We start from the raw sequence: 15,643 nt of genomic DNA on the forward strand, positions 1-15,643 counted from the left end.
CCATACAGCCTTTATCTCGTAAGCTGAGCTGTTTTGGTACATCTAGATTAGTGTATCACAACTGCTCCCCAAAGTGGATTGTTTTGTCAGTCATTCATGTTATAATAACATCATTGAGAAACCAAATAAAAAGGCGGGAATTACAGTGCCTAGAAAACCTTTAGAGAGAAAACCAGACTGGTTAAAAATCAATCTGAAAACGGATGAAAATTTTAAAGAAATTAAATCCATGATGCGTTCCAAAACGTTGCATACGGTTTGCGAAGAAGCGAAATGTCCAAACATCCATGAGTGCTGGGCAAATCGGACGGCAACTTTTATGATATTGGGTGATATTTGTACGCGTGCTTGCCGTTTCTGTGCGGTCAAAACAGGCCTTCCGACGGAGCTGGATTTGGAAGAACCAGAACGTGTCGCTGATGCGGCTTTACAAATGGGGCTGCGCCACTGCGTCGTAACTTCCGTAGCGCGAGATGATCTGACGGATGGCGGCGCCATGATTTTCGCAGAGACGATCAAAGCGATTCGGCGTAAGCTGCCGATGTGCTCGGTTGAGGTGCTCATTCCCGACTTCTTAGGTCGTGAGGAGTCACTGGCAACGGTACTTGAGGCGAAACCTGATATTTTGAATCACAATATGGAAACGGTGGAAAGATTGTCTGATCGTGTGCGATCGAAAGCCAAATATCGTCGTTCCCTTGAATTACTTCAGCGTTCGAAACAGATTGCCCCTAACATCCCTACTAAATCGAGCATCATGATTGGGGTAGGGGAGGAGTGGGACGAGTTGCTGCAAACGATGGAAGATCTGCGTGAAGTGGATTGCGATATCATGACAATTGGTCAATATTTACAGCCTTCCACGACGCATCTGGCCGTATCACAGTATTATACGCCTGAACAGTTTGCTTCCCTAAAGGAAGAAGGGATGAAGCGTGGATTCAAACACGTGGAGTCTGGCCCATTAGTACGCAGCTCTTACCATGCGCATGAGCAGGTCAAAGCAGCAGCAACCGTTTAGACTCATCAGCGGATCATAGAAAGGAGAGCTTCCTCACATCATGATTCATATCGCTAACAAAACCTACGAGCTCGTGACTGACCACAAGAATGGTTGGAATCAGGAAGTATTCAAAGAACGCTTTAGCGAAGTGCTCGAGCGGTACGATTATATTGTTGGCGACTGGGGGTATAGCCAACTTCGTCTGAGAGGCTTTTTCAAAGAAACTCACCCGAAGGCGACCAAAGAGTCCTCCATCGCTGCGCTTCAAGACTATTTGAATGAGTATTGCAACTTTGGTTGTGCGTATTTCATTATCGAGAAGGTCAATGCGCCTAAGCATCAAACACCTTCTGAAGTGATTGGTTCAACAATTGTATAAGCCTAGCCTAATAGAAACGCCATCTGACTCGATGAAGAGTTCAGATGGCGTTTTTGTATGATGACTTATTTAACATCAAGACCAACGAAAGCCTCGCGCACGCGATTCCAAAACGGGAAGGACCGAAAACGTGCAAATTTCACTTTCACATTGGACGCTACGCGGCAGCGGATGGACACGACATCATTTCGCTGCATGTATAAATGATCCAGGGACAACAACATGTTCTGCTGTGCTTTGGGATAAATGTCACAATGATGATGCTTCGGCAGGATCATCGAAGATCCTAGTGTTCGGTATACGCGATTGTTAATTGACGCGATCTCGGCGATCTGAATAGCTTCCAGCGATGGATGTACCATTGCGCCGCCCAAGCTCTTGTTATATGCGGTACTTCCAGCAGGTGAGGAAATACAAATGCCGTCCCCACGGAACATTTCGAACATCTCATTGTTGACATCTAACCTAGCCACCAGTGAAACTTCAATCCCACGGAGCGTGAACTCATTTAACGCTAAGTGCGTTTCCACACCTTTTTCGGTTGTAATTTCAATCTCAACGACAGGGTAACGGACCACCTGTAGTTCCTCTGGCGTTGCAACATTGAACATCAGTGATGCTAGATGATCAAGCTCATCAGGCTTCCAATCGGCAAAAAAGCCAAGGTGCCCCGTATGAATCCCGACAAAAGCAATATGCTCGAGTTGTCCAACATATTGATGGAACGCTTGGAGCATCGTGCCGTCACCGCCAATCGACAAGACGATATCCGGGTGCTCTTCATCCCTCGGCATGCCATGCTCAGCGGCGAGAGCGTGGAACCTTTCGGTCAGCCCTTTGGAGATGACATCCCCTCGTTCAATGACGTTATATTTCAATCGTGTTCCTCCTAAACGTAAGCGTGTACTTCGTTGTTCGTCATGATCTATTTTAGTAGCTGGAGCAGTACGAATCAATTTCTTGCATGATGGCATCAGGGGTATGTCGGAATTCTACTGCAATACGATAGGAATCATTGCTGAAATGCGTGACCCGTATGATCTCCCCAAACAGCGTAACAGGTTGATCAAATGTAGGAAGGATGAAGCTGAACTCCAGAAAAAGCGGTATAAATAGCCGATTCGTTGTAACAAAAGACAGTCCGCCAGCACTGATATCAAGCAGTTGTCCAGTAAATGCAACACTTTTCTGAGCCGAAATCCCTCGGATCCCAGCTACACGTATCGTGACAGGCGTTCGCTGCGCAAGCTTTGCTCGTACATTTCGTCGGTTCTGATACAGAAAAGTTTCTTCTGGCAGAGAGAGCGTCAAATAACATATCGTCTTCTTCAGTTCAAGCTGTACCAAATCCACATAGCCGTAATATAAAACGGGGCCATCACGAAAAGAAAATTCAATAAACGACACATGAGATAACTTGTCAAAAGGAAATAAACCTAACTGTTCTTGATACACAGTTATCGAATTTTCACTTATTTTGTCGATAGTGAAATGATCCTCGAAACAAAAAGGCTGGCCATCTTTGCACTCGCCAACAATGATGATATGACACTCCTGATTGGGAGAGATCGATGCCAATTCTAGTACCTTATTCCAATCCATAGCATCACCAAGTAGTTAGATTTACATGCACATCTGCCTATACATTCAGTAAATTCTCTTCTCATCATAAGTGATCTAGGACAATAAGAAAAGCCCCAAATGGGGCTAAAGCAAAGGAAATCTTATACGGTTTCGGATTGCGTAAACGTCTTGCTTATTTAAGTTAACGTGCTTGTAACTAACGACAACTCAAAAGAGTGGGCGAAGTTGTTAGAGATGGGGCGCACACGAATCGAGAAATGCGGACCATGAATCAGATGCGAGGGTATCGTCGCTTGGAATCGCTGTGCTTGGTCGACGATTTCGCCAATAGGCGACATTAGCACCATTTTTTGCTCCCATAGTTCGCCATTTTCCTCATAATAAATAACCTCAACAGCCGTATCCTGCGGCCAAATCGGACCGAAATGAATGTGAGCCGTGATTACCTTCGTCGATGGGGTGATCTCATCCAATGGGATCTCGGACGTCGTTTTATCCGATTGATCATCGATCCCCATAATTTTCACCTGATGCCAATTCGTTCGGATGAATTGCTTATAATCGGCGACCTTGGTAGCCACTTCATACTGATTCGCGACGAAAAGACGAGCACGCTTGGCGGTAGGGAGGTAGGTCTGGGTTGTGTAGTCCTGCACCATGCGATGCGTGTTGTAAACAGGACTTAGCGATTGAATCGAGCGTTTCATCCGTCCAATCCATTGATGCGGAACCTCGCCTTGATTGTAGTAGAGGGGAATGATCTCATTCTCCAGCAAATGGTAGATCGCTCGGGTGTTCTCCTTCTCCTGCGCGGCCCAATCCGCCGCTCCCGTTGAGCCAATGGCCCAACCGTTCGTTCCGTTGTAGCCTTCTTCCCACCAGCCGTCCAGGACGCTGAAATTAAGCACGCCGTTCATCGCTGCTTTCTGGCCGCTGGTGCCGCTTGCCTCGAGAGGCCTGCGGGGATTATTCAACCAAACATCGACCCCTTGCACGAGATAGCGGGCCATGTGGATATCATAATTTTCGAGAATGACAATTTTGCCGAGAAATTCTTTCAACTGTGATATGCGATAAATTTCTCTTATCAATTCTTGCCCTGGATAATCAGCAGGGTGGGCTTTACCTGCGAAAATAAACTGAACCGGCCGATCTGGGTCATTAATTATTTTTCTCAAACGGTACAAGTCATTGAAAATGAGGTTAGCTCGTTTGTAGGTAGCAAAGCGCCGCGCGAAGCCGATGGTTAGTGCTTTAGGATTCAAATAAGAACGAACCTCCTCAATGCGCTCTGAGGATTCTCCGTTACGTGCCCGCTGCTCCATTAGGCTCTTGCGTGCGTAGCGCACCAGTTCCCCCTTCAGATGCTGATGCACGTTCCAAATTGATTCATCGGGAATGAGGTCGATCTGCTCCCATTGATGCGGGTTGGCTTGTTCCGCTCGCCAAGTCCCTGGAAGGAAACGATCGAAGAGCTCCTTCCACTGCGGTGCTGTCCATGTGTCGAGATGGACACCGTTCGTAATCGACCCGATGGGTACCTCGCTGGCGTCCACATGGCCATGGAACTCCTTAAACATTTCGCGGGAGACTTGACCGTGCAATTTGCTTACCCCGTTACGAAGCCCAGAAGTATTCATAGCCAGATGGGTCATATTGAATTGATGGGATTTATGGTCCAGTCCGAGCCCAATTATGTCTTGCTTATGCTTCGGAATTTCTCGGAACAAGGAGCTGAGATAATGCTCAATCATATGGATTGAAAAAGTATCATGCCCCGCAGGGACAGGTGTATGGGTCGTAAATACGGTTGCAGAACGGACGGTTTCCACCGCCACATGAAAAGGAAGACCGAGATGCAGCAACTCTTTTAGCCGCTCCAAAGCAAGGAAGGCCGCATGTCCCTCGTTGATATGGTACACATTCGGATAAATCCCCAGCGCTCGCAGCGCACGGACTCCGCCGATGCCGAGCACGATTTCCTGAGCGATGCGCATCTCTTGGTTCCCGCCGTACAGTTGTGCGGTCAGCGAGCGATCGCCTTCGTTATTCGCGTCGTGATCGCTGTCGAGCAGATAGACGAGGTTGCGTCCCACGCGAACTGCCCAGACGAGTAGTGTAATGATACGGCCTGTCAAATCGACCGTAACGGTAAGTTGTTTATCATCCTGAAGGACAGGGTGGAGGGGAAGTTGATGAAAATCATACGGGAACAACTCCGTTTGTTGATTGCCGGAGGCATCGATCTTTTGCGTGAAATAGCCTTTCTTGTAGAGGAGGCCGATGCCTGCCAAAGGAAGACCAAGGTCACTGGCTGATTTGATATGGTCGCCAGCAAGGATGCCTAGCCCGCCAGAATAAATCGGCAGCGATTCATGAAAACCGAATTCAGCGGAGAAATAAGCAATCTGCACATAACCTGCATCGGTATGATGATTCTGATACCACGCTGGGTCGTTCATATACGCATCCAATCTTGTTATCACGCGGTGGTAGCTATCAAGAAAATCTTGATTATGGCTAAGCGCTTCCAGTTGGGAAGCGTCTACCGCGTGCAGCAGGCGCACGGGGTTATGACCTGATTGTTTCCATTTTTCGACATCTATACGTTCAAAAAGCCCCAAAGCATCCCAATTCCAGCTGAACCACAAATTGTAGGCAAGCTCGTTAAGTCGCGCTATCGATGGGGGTAAGATTGTAGCCTCATGGGGGGCTGCTGCTATCATTGTATATTCTCTCCCTTTAATTGCTTGATCGTTGTTTCCCATATTATCTTGTTCCACCAACCTTTTCATACACCAGTTTAAGTAAGGAATATGCAAGGAAGAGACTCATGATGACTGCAAAAGAACCAACAAAGACCATCGCACTTATAGGGAAAATGAGTTTTAGATAGCTTGTAATGGGGGAGGCAGCTTCGTAGACAGGCTTGAAAACAGCCTGCGGACTCCTGAACTTCTGCATAGGCTCCCATATAAGGAGAACAATAGCCCCAGAGAGCATCGCATGGAGCAGTCGAGCGAACAAAAAAGGCAAGTAGCGCAGATTGGTATGGCTTAACAAACTGACAATCTGAGCGTGAACTGACATCCCGCCCCATGAGAGGATGAACGCTCCGATGGCTACTTTGCTTGCGAGGGCTAATTCTGCTGGCGCGCCTCCAGCTGCCTTGGCCCCAAGGGTGACTTCGAATAAGCCATTCATGACCGCTTGTGCTAATTCGTGAGGGAGTCCTGTGAACGTTAACAAGGAGGTAATGAGGAAATAGAACACATTCATAACCTGAGCCGAAGTTAGAATTTCTAGAACGACAGAGAAGAAGACGACAAGTCCTCCCACGACGAAAATTAAACGAAGTGACTGGATGATGGATTGGCTCAGTAACATCCCAATAGGTCTTCCGTCATGGATTCTCGCCGAGTGCATAGTCTCCAAGGCTCGCTTCCCAATCCAACCTTGGTTGGTCTGGGAATGGGCAGGTGTAGGGATGCTCTTCCTGCCATGAAATCGCATGAGCAAGCCGATAAGCAGCGAGCCGCCATAATGGGCGATAGCTAGAATCATGGCCAAGGAGGCATCGTGAAAGAAACCGATGGACACAGCGCCGATGAGGAAGATTGGATCTGAGCTCGTCGTAAAGGCAACCAGCCGCTCTCCCTCTTCCCGATTCACAAGCTTCTGCTCCCATAGTTGAGAGGTTAGCTTAGCCCCGATGGGATAACCAGAAGCAAAGCCCATGGCCATGACGAATCCGCCAATGCCAGGAATCCGAAAGACAGGCCGCATCATGGGATCAAGCAGCGTTCCGAAGAAATGAACGATGCCGAAGCCAAGCATGATTTCGGAGATAACGAAGAAGGGAAATAAGGCGGGGAACAGCACGTCCCACCAAATAGAAACACCGCGTAAAGCCGCTTGAAACCCGTCATGCGGAAACATGACTAAGCATACAATGATGGCAAGAATCACGAATGAGATGAGCAGGGCAGGGGTGAAGTCACGTTTGGGCATAAGCGATGAAACCTCCTCTTACTCAACTATATGAAAGGAATAGGACATACATGCCGTCCCGAATTTCTTAGTCTTTAGTACTGTTAAGTCCCTGTTTTTATGGTAAAATAGAACTAGGTGAGAAGAATCCTATACATCGGGAGTGATTCAAATGACAGGTGTCATTGCCGGGATTGTAGTCTGTATGTTTGTGTTTGTCATTCGAGAAACGCTGATGCACGCAGGGGATGAGGATTTATATTGATTCAGAATTGAGAGGATTACCGCATGTCACAGAATGACAACAGCACAATATATGAAATGATGGGAGGAGCGGAATCGATTCGTCGGTTGGTAGAAGTCTTTTACTCGAAAGTGCAGAAGGAACCCTTACTTTCACCGCTTTTTCCCGCTAATATATCGCCCGTTATTGAGAAGCAAATTATGTTCTTGACCCAATTTTTCGGGGGGCCTACCCTATATTCCGATAGCCATGGGCATCCGATGATGCGAGCGAGGCATTTGCCTTTTCCAGTTACCAAAGAACGCGCTGATGCGTGGTTAGGTTGTATGCAAGACGCGATGGATGATGTGGGAATGCCTGCGGATTTAAAGACTTTTATGATAGATCGTTTAAGAGGACCAGCGTATCATTTCGTGAACACAACCGAGGAAGAGTAACTCTTCCTCCCCAATTTTAGAGAAGGCGGGATTTCATGTGGTCGAACCTTTATATGACATAACCGTAACTTGCAGCTTCTGCGAAAATAACTATAAGACGATGAAGGTTCGGCCTAGCTTCAAAAAAGCGAGCAAAACAGACACTGATTTCTGCTTGCATTATAAAGAGGTTAATCCTGACTATTATGTTGTACGCATTTGTCCATTTTGCGGCTACGCGCATACGGAGAATTTCACCGATAAGTGGACGACGGCGCAGCGTGAAATCTTCTATGAGAAAGTAGCGAAAAACTGGACCATGCGGGATTACTGCAAGGAGAGAAGCTGGGAAGATGCGCTCCAGAGCTACAAATTGGCGCTGCTCAGTGCTCAAATCCGAGACGAGAAGTCACGGGTTATCGCGGGTCTCTTGCATCATCTGGCTTGGCTGTACCGGTACAAGGAAGATACGGAGCAAGAAAAAAGGTTCCTTACTTTCGCTTTAGATGAGTATGTGAATGTGTTCGAAACCGAGGGAATGGATTTAAACAACGCAAGGCTTATGTATTTAATGGGGGAGCTTTGCCGGAGGCTGCAACGATTCCAAGAAGCCGTGAAATGGTTCTCTCGCGTGATCAATGATCGGAAGATTATGGATGCAGGGATGATTAAAGCATGCCGCGAGCAGTGGATTACAACACGTGAAGATATGCTTGCGATGCGTTTAGAACTGCCGGATGAAATGAAGCAAGCGACTTAAGTGTGGAGGTTATAGGCGGTTAATTAAAAATGAACGTTTAACCATGGTGCGGAAGTTGCCGCGCGACTGGTTAAGCGTTCATTTTTTGTTCGTTCATATCGCCCTGCGTATAGAGAGTTGAGCGGTTTTTGCCCCCATGCTTGGATTGATAGAGGGCATAGTCTGCTTCTGAAATGAGTGATCGGAGATCGGCTCCCATCGACGCGGCAATGGAGATCCCAATCGAAACCGTAATCGGCAGTGTATCCAAGCTCTTCTTATGTTCAAATACGCTAGCGACCGATGCGCATAGGTACTCGCCGTACTTCAGAACCTGCTCAGGATGAATCTCGGTACTCAGCAGTATGAATTCTTCTCCGCCATAGCGAGCGAGATAATCATTTTCAGAAATGAACTGACGGAGGACAGCGCTGACCTCTTGCAGCAACTGATCGCCTTCAAGATGACCGTATCGATCGTTATATTGTTTAAAGTTATCGAGATCAATCATCATGATAGACACTTTGCGCTTATGTAAAATGGTATCCGCGATGGGGAGGAAGCTTCTTAAATTTGGAAGCCTGGTCAGACCGTCTTGATTGGCTTGCATCTCAAGTTTGCGCTGCAGGCGCCAGCTTGTGTTCTCATCATTCACCATGACGATAATCATGACAAGTGTAGAGAAGGAAATGGCAAACATAAAAAGTTGATCCAAGGTGTATGACCAAGTTAAATGCTGTGTGACGAGCTCATAGGACACCATTCTGAGCAGGAATACGCATGCACAGAGCTGGAGTGCGAGTCGTATGGGTATATCTACGTTGTTGCGGAATTCTTTGTTGTGGAAGTATGAACTTATAAGTGCCGGGGCAAGGAGGTCTTGAGCGATGTTGAACCAGGCGTGATGTTCTTGGGCCATAAGGCCAGTAGCCCCAGGCAAAATGGCAGAGAAGAGAGCGACAGGCAGTCCATATCGCAATCCAGCCATGAAGATCGGCAGTGAACGGAGGTCAATGAGCCCTAGCGATGCTGGAAAAGGGACCAGCATCATAATAATGCTGGCGATACCTGTCAGAAGCGGGGCAAGAAGCCGTTCGTGTGAATCGATCAGCATTTTGCTGTGTACTTTGATCGCCAAGTAATTCAGCGTAACTAACGTACACGCACTCGTTAAAGGAATGAGATACTCATTCATATAGGGTTATTTGCTCCTTGCCGTGAACGATGAATTATGAGTTGTGTTTGTTCCGTACTGGGGTGTCCGCTAATAAATAATCGCGGTCGGTATCAATTAACGTCAACTTGTTGTGACAACAAGGGAAGACAAGTAATTTCTTTTTGCCTTCGTGTATGGAGGTTAGTTCATGAATTCGGAGCGGAAGCAAGACATTGGGGCTCAGACAGAAAGGACATTGGGCCACATAAACGTCCTTCATTACGATGTCGTAAGGCCATGTATTAGCAAATGGAATCAAAGTCTACTTCGATTCTGGCTCGCTGGTATCCGTTGCGGAATTTTTCGCGAGTTCGGCTAATTTTTGAAGCAGAATGTGTTGTGGCATATGCATGAGGTGCTCCAAAGGAATTTTAAGTTGCTCCGCCAATTTAACGGCTGTTTCTGGAGAAATTTGTAACGGTTTCATTATAACGTAATCACCCATCCTGTTCCATTTTAGTCAGCAGGAACTATACATAATTGAATCATACTTTTTACCTAGAAGCAATGAGGAAGATGCGGATAGTTGGCGATTGAGTAGCGGATATGATTTAATTAAAAGTGGAAAGGAAAGGTGATCGCATTGTTAAAATTACCTCTTAATCAAACATGGAACCTTGAAACATTTTTCCCTGGAGGAAGTGATTCCCCTGCATTCGCGGCACATCTGAAGAAGCTTCAGGAATCGATTGCTTCCTTTCAAGAACTTGTGCGGGGCTCGACTTCGCCGCAGCGTGTAGAAGATGCTGCTACGCTGGCACAGCTGGTCGAAAAGCTCCAAAATAATGTGATGCATATTCATGAGGCTGATTCCTTCGTTGGCTGCTTGCAAGCGGATAATCAGAAGGATAAGAAGGCGCCTGTGCTAAGCGGTCAAGTCAAAAGCCTGTATGCCGAGCATTTATCATCGCTGACGCATTTTGATCAAATCTTGACAGGCATCCCTGATGCGGTGTGGACATCACTGCTGGCTCAAGAACCTTTTCAAGCAATTGCCTTCTCGCTAGATGAACGTCGCACCCTGGCGAATGAGAAATTACCACCAGCGCAAGAAGCGCTAATTAATGATTTAGCTGTAGACGGCTATCATGGGTGGAGCGACTTGTATAATTCGACCGTAGGTCAATTTAGTATGACAGTTGACGTAGAAGGTAAGCCTGTTTCGTTATCCGCAGGTCAAGCGTTCAACAAGCTGCATACGGAGAATCGCGACGAGCGCTTGGCATTGTTCGAGAAGTGGGAACAAGCGTGGACAGAGAAAGAAGAGTATTGCGCCGAAGCGCTCAATCATTTGGCTGGCTTCCGTCTTGGGGTGTATAAGGCAAGAGGCTGGAAAAGCATACATAAGGAACCACTCGCTATCAATCGAATGAAAGAGCAAACGCTGAAGGTCATGTGGGACGTCATTGACCGCAACAAAGATGCTTTCGTCGCGTATCTTAACCGCAAAGCGAAGCTGCTTGGCGTGGAGAAGCTGGCATGGGTGGATGTCGATGCACCGCTTGGCGATTCCTCGAAGAAAATCTCGTACGACGAAGGCGCTACGCTAATCGTAGATCAATTTAAGCGCTTCAGTCCGAAGCTTGCCGCATTCTCGGAAGAGGCGTTTGAGAAGCGCTGGATCGAAGCGGAGGATCGCCCTGGGAAGCGTCCAGGCGGGTTCTGTACCTCCTTTCCGCTCGCGGGTGAGACGCGTATCTTCATGACGTATGGCGGCACGTTGAATAACGTTTCTACGCTTGCTCATGAGCTGGGTCACGGCTATCACCAGCATGTCATGACAGATATGCCAGCGCTTGCACAGGAGTATGCGATGAATGTGGCCGAGACGGCATCCACGTTCGCTGAAATGATTGTCGCTGATGCAGTTGTGAAGAGCGCATCGACAGACGAAGAGCGGATCGTGCTGCTGGAGGATAAAATCCAACGCGCGATCGCTTTCTTCATGAACATTCATGCGCGATTTATTTTTGAGACGAACTTCTATGCGGAGCGTAGTCAAGGACTCGTCAGCGTTGAACGATTGAATGAGCTTATGGTGGATGCTCAGAAGGCAGCCTACAAGGATGCGCTTAGCAGCTATCATCCGCATTTCTGGGCAGCGAAGCTGCATTTCTACGCAACGGATGTGCCATTCTACAATTTCCCTTATACCTTCGGCTACATGTTCAGCGCAGGCATTTATGCTAGAGCTGTGCAAGAAGGCGCGAGCTTCGAAGATAAATACATTTCGTTGCTACGCGATACAGGCAGCATGAATGTCGAAGAACTGGCAGAGAAGCATCTCGGTGTCGATCTCACTGAGCCAGACTTCTGGCAAAGTGCTGTCGACATGGCGCTGCAGGACGTGGAGCAGTTCATGGCGCTCACGGAAGCGAAAGTACGTGCGTAAAGCAATAGTATAGCTAATAAAACGCCCCTGAGACCAATTGTCTCAGGGGCGTTTGCTGTTTAAAGTTTGAAGATTTGAATCGTTTGCTGCAGTTGGGTCACAACGCGTGTCATTTCTTCGGCTTGGCTAACAATACCTTGTACAGTTGCAATTTGCTCATTCATCGAAGCGGATACTTCTTGTGTGCCTGCCGCGGATTCTTCGGTAATCGCTGAAATGTTTTCCATCGCTGCCGCGATTTGACCAGAGCTTTGCAGCATGCTTTCGCTTTCTTCCGCGAAGCGAGTAATTTCTTCGGAGATGAAGCCTACGCTGCCAACAATTTCAGCAAAGACGATTTCGGTTTGATCAATCAAGACCGTTTGCTTCTTAACAACGTCTTCGTTGACTTGGATGCTGCGAATTGCATCTTGAATGCCTTGCTCAATACTTTTAACAAAGCCGAATACTTCACGAGTTAGCGATGTGGATTCTTCAGCCAGTTTACGAACTTCTTGGGCAACGACCGCAAAGCCTCGGCCATGCTCACCAGCTCTTGCTGCTTCGATGGACGCATTCAGGGAAAGCAAGTTCGTTTGCTCTGCAATTTCGGAAATGGAGCGCGTTACGTTCGTAATCCCTGCTGCTTGGCGAGCCAGCATATCAATCGTATCGGATACTTGGCGTGTTACTTCTACGTTGCGTTTCATCCCAACGCCTTGGCTCTCAACGGATGTACGACCTTTCTCAACGAGGCTCATCATCTGATCCGAACGGTTCTTCATTTCATTCGCTGAACTAGCGTAATTGACGATTTTCACTTCAATATCTTTGGAAGTAATCGAAACGCCAGAGATCTCTTCGGAGATTTGACCAGCGCCTGCAGCCAGCTCATGAGCGGATACGCTCACTTGCTCCAGGACATTGCGGAAGCTTTCATTTTTCACATAAATATCACGGCTTGTCTGGAAAACTTGCTTTGAAATATTCCCCGTATCGCGCAAAATATCACGGAGCTTATCAATCATTTTATTGAAGGATTGGCCCAGTTGACCAAGAGAATCGTCAGATGTAATCGCAACCTTTTGAGAGAAGTCACCTTTGGAAATGTTCAAGGCAATGCGAGAAATATCAGCGATTGGCTCCGTAAGCTGATTTTCAAACCAACGGATGAATGGATAACTGCCACCTAAAATAATAAGTAGGAAAATAATACCAAGTAAGCGGTTCCAGTCTGAGGCGAAAGTTACAATCAACATAAAAATTGAGTTTAAGCCAATTAGTGCAAAACAACCAAGCTGTAGTTTTTTTCTAAACGATAGGGATGAAAGTTGTTCCAATCCAATCGACTCCTCTGCCATATTTGTTTACTTGTGGAGAAAAAATGTAGTTCATTTCAAAATTATATCACCGACCATGGAAACATTCTACAGTTTTTCGACAGTAATCGTTCCGTAATTACAAGAAAATTGGGATTCCTATTCATTGAATATAAAGAAAATAGCGAATTATTCAAATTTTGGAAATAAACTGTTGAATTATGTAAATCTAGTAGGTATAATAGGTCCAGAGTCATGAATTAACCATAATTAGTAAAAAAATAAAAATTAAAGGAGATGTTTATTCGTTTTGGATCAAATCACATTATCTAGGCAAGTTGAAATGGTATTTCGCAAACTAAAGGAAGAGCTTATGTCTGTAAATTCTGGTACTGTATTTGTACATATTCGTAACAACGAAATTGGAAAGTTCGGGATCAAGCATCTTCCATTTGAAGGCACTGATAGCGCACCAACCGCTGGAGAAATCCTAGGTTTAACAGAAACACAGTTCCAATCGTTTCGTCAGATGGCGCTCGCTTCCCTGAAGCGTAAGAAGAGCTGGACGCATGGGGAAATTCTTTTTGACTTCGCTGTTCGGAAAAATATGATTTCAATTAGTGTATTATTTGAAAGCAATTATAATATGGCTTCTTACGCCAATACGATTTAGCACTTATCCCTTACTCGATCTATGAAATCTACTTATTCTGACAACTCTGATCACGATTGTGATTGGGGTTGTTTTTGATATAATTGAATGTAAACACACGAGGCTCGAAGGGGAGATTCCATTGAACGAAAAGGTGTCATTTCAGACAACCGACGAATACATCGCTACATTCCCAGCCGACGTACAGGAAAAGCTGCAAGCCTTACGGCAAGTCATTAAGGAGGCGGCGCCCGAAGCCACAGAGAAGATCAGTTATCAAATGCCGACCTTTGAGCTGTATGGCAATTTAGTGCATTTCGCAGCTTTCAAAAAGCACATCGGATTTTACCCCTCAGCTGGTGGGATTCAGGCATTTCAAGATGAGGTTGCGCCCTATCATAAGTCGAAGGGGACACTGCAATTCCCATTGAATGAGCCAATACCGTTCGACTTGATTAGTCGAATTGTGAAGTATCGGGTTGCTCACAATACGGAGAAGGCTAACAGCAAGCCAGCGAAGAAAAAGTAGCAGTGTATAGAAAAAAGGCTTCCTCCAGTTGAATCTGGAAGAGGCCTTTTGGTCTTATTTAATGTCATAGATTTTGTACAAGTCATCTAACATGATGTTGGCCGATCTAACGCCGCCGCCTGTATTCCAGGTTGCATCATTCACTTTAAGCACTTTGTTGTCCTTCACCACTTTAAGATTTTTCCAAAGCGGGTCATTCATCCATTCTTGTTCTTGTTTATTCCCTTTGCCGTCACCGATTTCGTAAGTAAAGTAGAATACGCGATCTGCCGCGTCTAATTCAGTTAATCGCTCTTTGGTAATGTCTTCGAACGATTTCTCATCATTTTTGGCATCAGCACGAGCGAAACCAAGTTGCTTGAAGATAACGCCGGAGAACATATCGCCATAGTAGTATCTGGATTTGCCGCCCATGAAACGAACGACTGCAATTTTCTCTTTTAGTTTATCGCCTGCTTTGGATTTGAAATCTTCGATTCGTTTATCGAAGGCTGCAATCACTTTGTCTCCTTCAGCTTTCTTGTTCAAGGTGTTGGCATACAAGCTGAAGTTGTTTTTCCATTCACCGCGCAGTGTTTCGGAAAACACAGTCGGTGCGATCGCTTTTAATTGCTCATAGACTTTCTCTTGACGAAGTTTGTTCCCGATTATCAAATCTGGTTTAAGTGAAGCAATGACTTCTAAGTTCGGTTGTCCCTCGACGCCAACGGTTGTTACACCTTGCATATCCGCTTTGAAATGATCGAACCATGGGTTGCCATAAAACGATTCAACAGCCCCAACTGGCTTAATGCCAAGTGCGAGCAAGGCTTCGGTTCCTTCATTCGTCAAAATAACAACACGCTTCGGATTCGCTGGCACAACAGATTCGCCCATTGCATGTTTAATCGAACGCGGAGCTTCTGCATTCGCAGTTGCTTGTGGCGAGGAAGAAGCAGTGGATGTGGATTCGGATTTTGCACCGCATGCGGTTGCAAGCAAACTGATGACAAATAGACATGCAAGAATAGCCCACGTTTTTCTAAACGTAAGTTTGCTAGTGCTAAACATGATGATTAGTTCCCCCTAAGTTGATTTTTGTGATAACGATTCTCATTATTGGTCATGTTACTAAATTCGGGTGCCGTTGTCAACGCATTTGATAATGATTCTCATATTCGTTGACTTCAACTTCGCTAGAATTTAAAATATACGAAGCAAG

At 46.2% G+C, this 15,643-nt stretch carries 16 protein-coding genes; 7 read left to right on the forward strand and 9 right to left on the reverse strand.

Annotation, left to right across the window (positions count from 1 at the left end; translation table 11 throughout):
* Positions 1–73 precede the first annotated feature (73 nt).
* A complete protein-coding gene (lipA, locus tag MJB10_RS05565) occupies positions 74–1,021 on the forward strand; it encodes a lipoyl synthase (RefSeq protein ID WP_314802426.1) in 948 nt (315 codons plus the stop codon).
* Between the two features lie 40 nt (positions 1,022–1,061).
* Positions 1,062–1,382 carry a YutD family protein gene (locus tag MJB10_RS05570; RefSeq protein ID WP_314802428.1) on the forward strand — a complete coding sequence of 107 codons (321 nt, stop codon included), beginning with the start codon at positions 1,062–1,064 and terminating at the stop codon, positions 1,380–1,382.
* A 65-nt stretch (positions 1,383–1,447) separates the two neighbouring features.
* Here the strand turns inward: MJB10_RS05570 and MJB10_RS05575 are convergent, their stop codons facing one another.
* The 4 genes from MJB10_RS05575 to ylbJ form a co-directional block, all read right to left on the reverse strand.
* On the reverse strand, positions 1,448–2,260 hold the full coding sequence (locus MJB10_RS05575) for an NAD kinase (RefSeq protein WP_314802431.1): 813 nt from the start codon (positions 2,258–2,260) through the stop codon (positions 1,448–1,450).
* 52 nt (positions 2,261–2,312) lie between these two features.
* Positions 2,313–2,984, reverse strand: a complete 672-nt coding sequence (locus MJB10_RS05580; RefSeq protein WP_314802432.1) for a PilZ domain-containing protein — start codon at positions 2,982–2,984, stop codon at positions 2,313–2,315.
* Between the two features lie 158 nt (positions 2,985–3,142).
* Entirely contained in the window at positions 3,143–5,692 is a 2,550-nt protein-coding gene (glgP, locus tag MJB10_RS05585) for an alpha-glucan family phosphorylase (RefSeq protein WP_314802433.1), read from the reverse strand.
* A gap of 43 nt (positions 5,693–5,735) precedes the next feature.
* Positions 5,736–6,977: a sporulation integral membrane protein YlbJ gene (gene ylbJ, locus MJB10_RS05590; protein ID WP_314802435.1), complete on the reverse strand. Its 1,242-nt coding sequence runs from the start codon at positions 6,975–6,977 to the stop codon at positions 5,736–5,738.
* 267 nt (positions 6,978–7,244) lie between these two features.
* Between ylbJ and MJB10_RS05595 the strand changes: the two genes are divergently transcribed.
* Positions 7,245–7,637: a globin domain-containing protein gene (locus tag MJB10_RS05595; protein WP_314802437.1), complete on the forward strand. Its 393-nt coding sequence runs from the start codon at positions 7,245–7,247 to the stop codon at positions 7,635–7,637.
* A 37-nt stretch (positions 7,638–7,674) separates the two neighbouring features.
* Entirely contained in the window at positions 7,675–8,376 is a 702-nt protein-coding gene (locus MJB10_RS05600; RefSeq protein WP_314802439.1) for a DUF2225 domain-containing protein, read from the forward strand.
* Positions 8,377–8,446: 70 nt separating this feature from the next.
* Here MJB10_RS05600 and MJB10_RS05605 read toward each other — a convergent pair whose 3' ends face one another.
* The 3 genes from MJB10_RS05605 to MJB10_RS05615 are packed head-to-tail and all read right to left on the reverse strand — an operon-like array spanning position 8,447 to position 9,998.
* On the reverse strand, positions 8,447–9,550 hold the full coding sequence (locus MJB10_RS05605) for a GGDEF domain-containing protein (RefSeq protein WP_314802441.1): 1,104 nt from the start codon (positions 9,548–9,550) through the stop codon (positions 8,447–8,449).
* 34 nt (positions 9,551–9,584) lie between these two features.
* The gene (locus MJB10_RS05610; RefSeq protein WP_314802443.1) at positions 9,585–9,830 is read right to left on the reverse strand and encodes a hypothetical protein; all 246 of its coding nucleotides are present in this window, start codon (positions 9,828–9,830) and stop codon (positions 9,585–9,587) included.
* Between the two features lie 3 nt (positions 9,831–9,833).
* The gene (locus tag MJB10_RS05615; RefSeq protein ID WP_314802445.1) at positions 9,834–9,998 is read right to left on the reverse strand and encodes a YycC family protein; all 165 of its coding nucleotides are present in this window, start codon (positions 9,996–9,998) and stop codon (positions 9,834–9,836) included.
* A 147-nt stretch (positions 9,999–10,145) separates the two neighbouring features.
* Between MJB10_RS05615 and MJB10_RS05620 the strand changes: the two genes are divergently transcribed.
* Positions 10,146–11,963 (forward strand): M3 family oligoendopeptidase, encoded by a 1,818-nt coding sequence (locus MJB10_RS05620; protein ID WP_314802447.1) that lies wholly within the window; start codon positions 10,146–10,148, stop codon positions 11,961–11,963.
* A gap of 59 nt (positions 11,964–12,022) precedes the next feature.
* Here the strand turns inward: MJB10_RS05620 and MJB10_RS05625 are convergent, their stop codons facing one another.
* Positions 12,023–13,201 carry a methyl-accepting chemotaxis protein gene (locus MJB10_RS05625; protein ID WP_314802448.1) on the reverse strand — a complete coding sequence of 393 codons (1,179 nt, stop codon included), beginning with the start codon at positions 13,199–13,201 and terminating at the stop codon, positions 12,023–12,025.
* Between the two features lie 403 nt (positions 13,202–13,604).
* Between MJB10_RS05625 and MJB10_RS05630 the strand changes: the two genes are divergently transcribed.
* Positions 13,605–13,934, forward strand: coding sequence for an O-methyltransferase (locus MJB10_RS05630; protein WP_314802449.1), 330 nt, complete (start codon positions 13,605–13,607; stop codon positions 13,932–13,934).
* Positions 13,935–14,055: 121 nt separating this feature from the next.
* On the forward strand, positions 14,056–14,442 hold the full coding sequence (locus MJB10_RS05635; protein ID WP_314802450.1) for an iron chaperone: 387 nt from the start codon (positions 14,056–14,058) through the stop codon (positions 14,440–14,442).
* A 54-nt stretch (positions 14,443–14,496) separates the two neighbouring features.
* Here MJB10_RS05635 and MJB10_RS05640 read toward each other — a convergent pair whose 3' ends face one another.
* A complete protein-coding gene (locus tag MJB10_RS05640; RefSeq protein ID WP_314802451.1) occupies positions 14,497–15,492 on the reverse strand; it encodes an ABC transporter substrate-binding protein in 996 nt (331 codons plus the stop codon).
* Positions 15,493–15,643 lie beyond the last annotated feature (151 nt).

Origin of the sequence: Paenibacillus sp. MBLB1832 (genome assembly GCF_032271945.1) — a bacterium.
GTDB lineage: Bacteria > Bacillota > Bacilli > Paenibacillales > NBRC-103111 > Paenibacillus_E > Paenibacillus_E roseopurpureus.

Excerpts from the sequence above, each read along its gene's own strand:
- MJB10_RS05570 (WP_314802428.1), top strand. The coding sequence starts at position 1,062 with ATGATTCATATCGCTAACAAAACCTACGAGCTCGTGACTGACCACAAG.
- MJB10_RS05580 (WP_314802432.1), bottom strand. The coding sequence starts at position 2,984 with ATGGATTGGAATAAGGTACTAGAATTGGCATCGATCTCTCCCAATCAG.
- glgP (WP_314802433.1), bottom strand. The coding sequence starts at position 5,692 with ATGATAGCAGCAGCCCCCCATGAGGCTACAATCTTACCCCCATCGATA.
- ylbJ (WP_314802435.1), bottom strand. The coding sequence starts at position 6,977 with ATGCCCAAACGTGACTTCACCCCTGCCCTGCTCATCTCATTCGTGATT.
- MJB10_RS05595 (WP_314802437.1), top strand. The coding sequence starts at position 7,245 with ATGTCACAGAATGACAACAGCACAATATATGAAATGATGGGAGGAGCG.
- MJB10_RS05605 (WP_314802441.1), bottom strand. The coding sequence starts at position 9,550 with ATGAATGAGTATCTCATTCCTTTAACGAGTGCGTGTACGTTAGTTACG.
- MJB10_RS05615 (WP_314802445.1), bottom strand. The coding sequence starts at position 9,998 with ATGAAACCGTTACAAATTTCTCCAGAAACAGCCGTTAAATTGGCGGAG.
- MJB10_RS05625 (WP_314802448.1), bottom strand. The coding sequence starts at position 13,201 with ATGTTGATTGTAACTTTCGCCTCAGACTGGAACCGCTTACTTGGTATT.
- MJB10_RS05630 (WP_314802449.1), top strand. The coding sequence starts at position 13,605 with ATGGTATTTCGCAAACTAAAGGAAGAGCTTATGTCTGTAAATTCTGGT.
- MJB10_RS05640 (WP_314802451.1), bottom strand. The coding sequence starts at position 15,492 with ATGTTTAGCACTAGCAAACTTACGTTTAGAAAAACGTGGGCTATTCTT.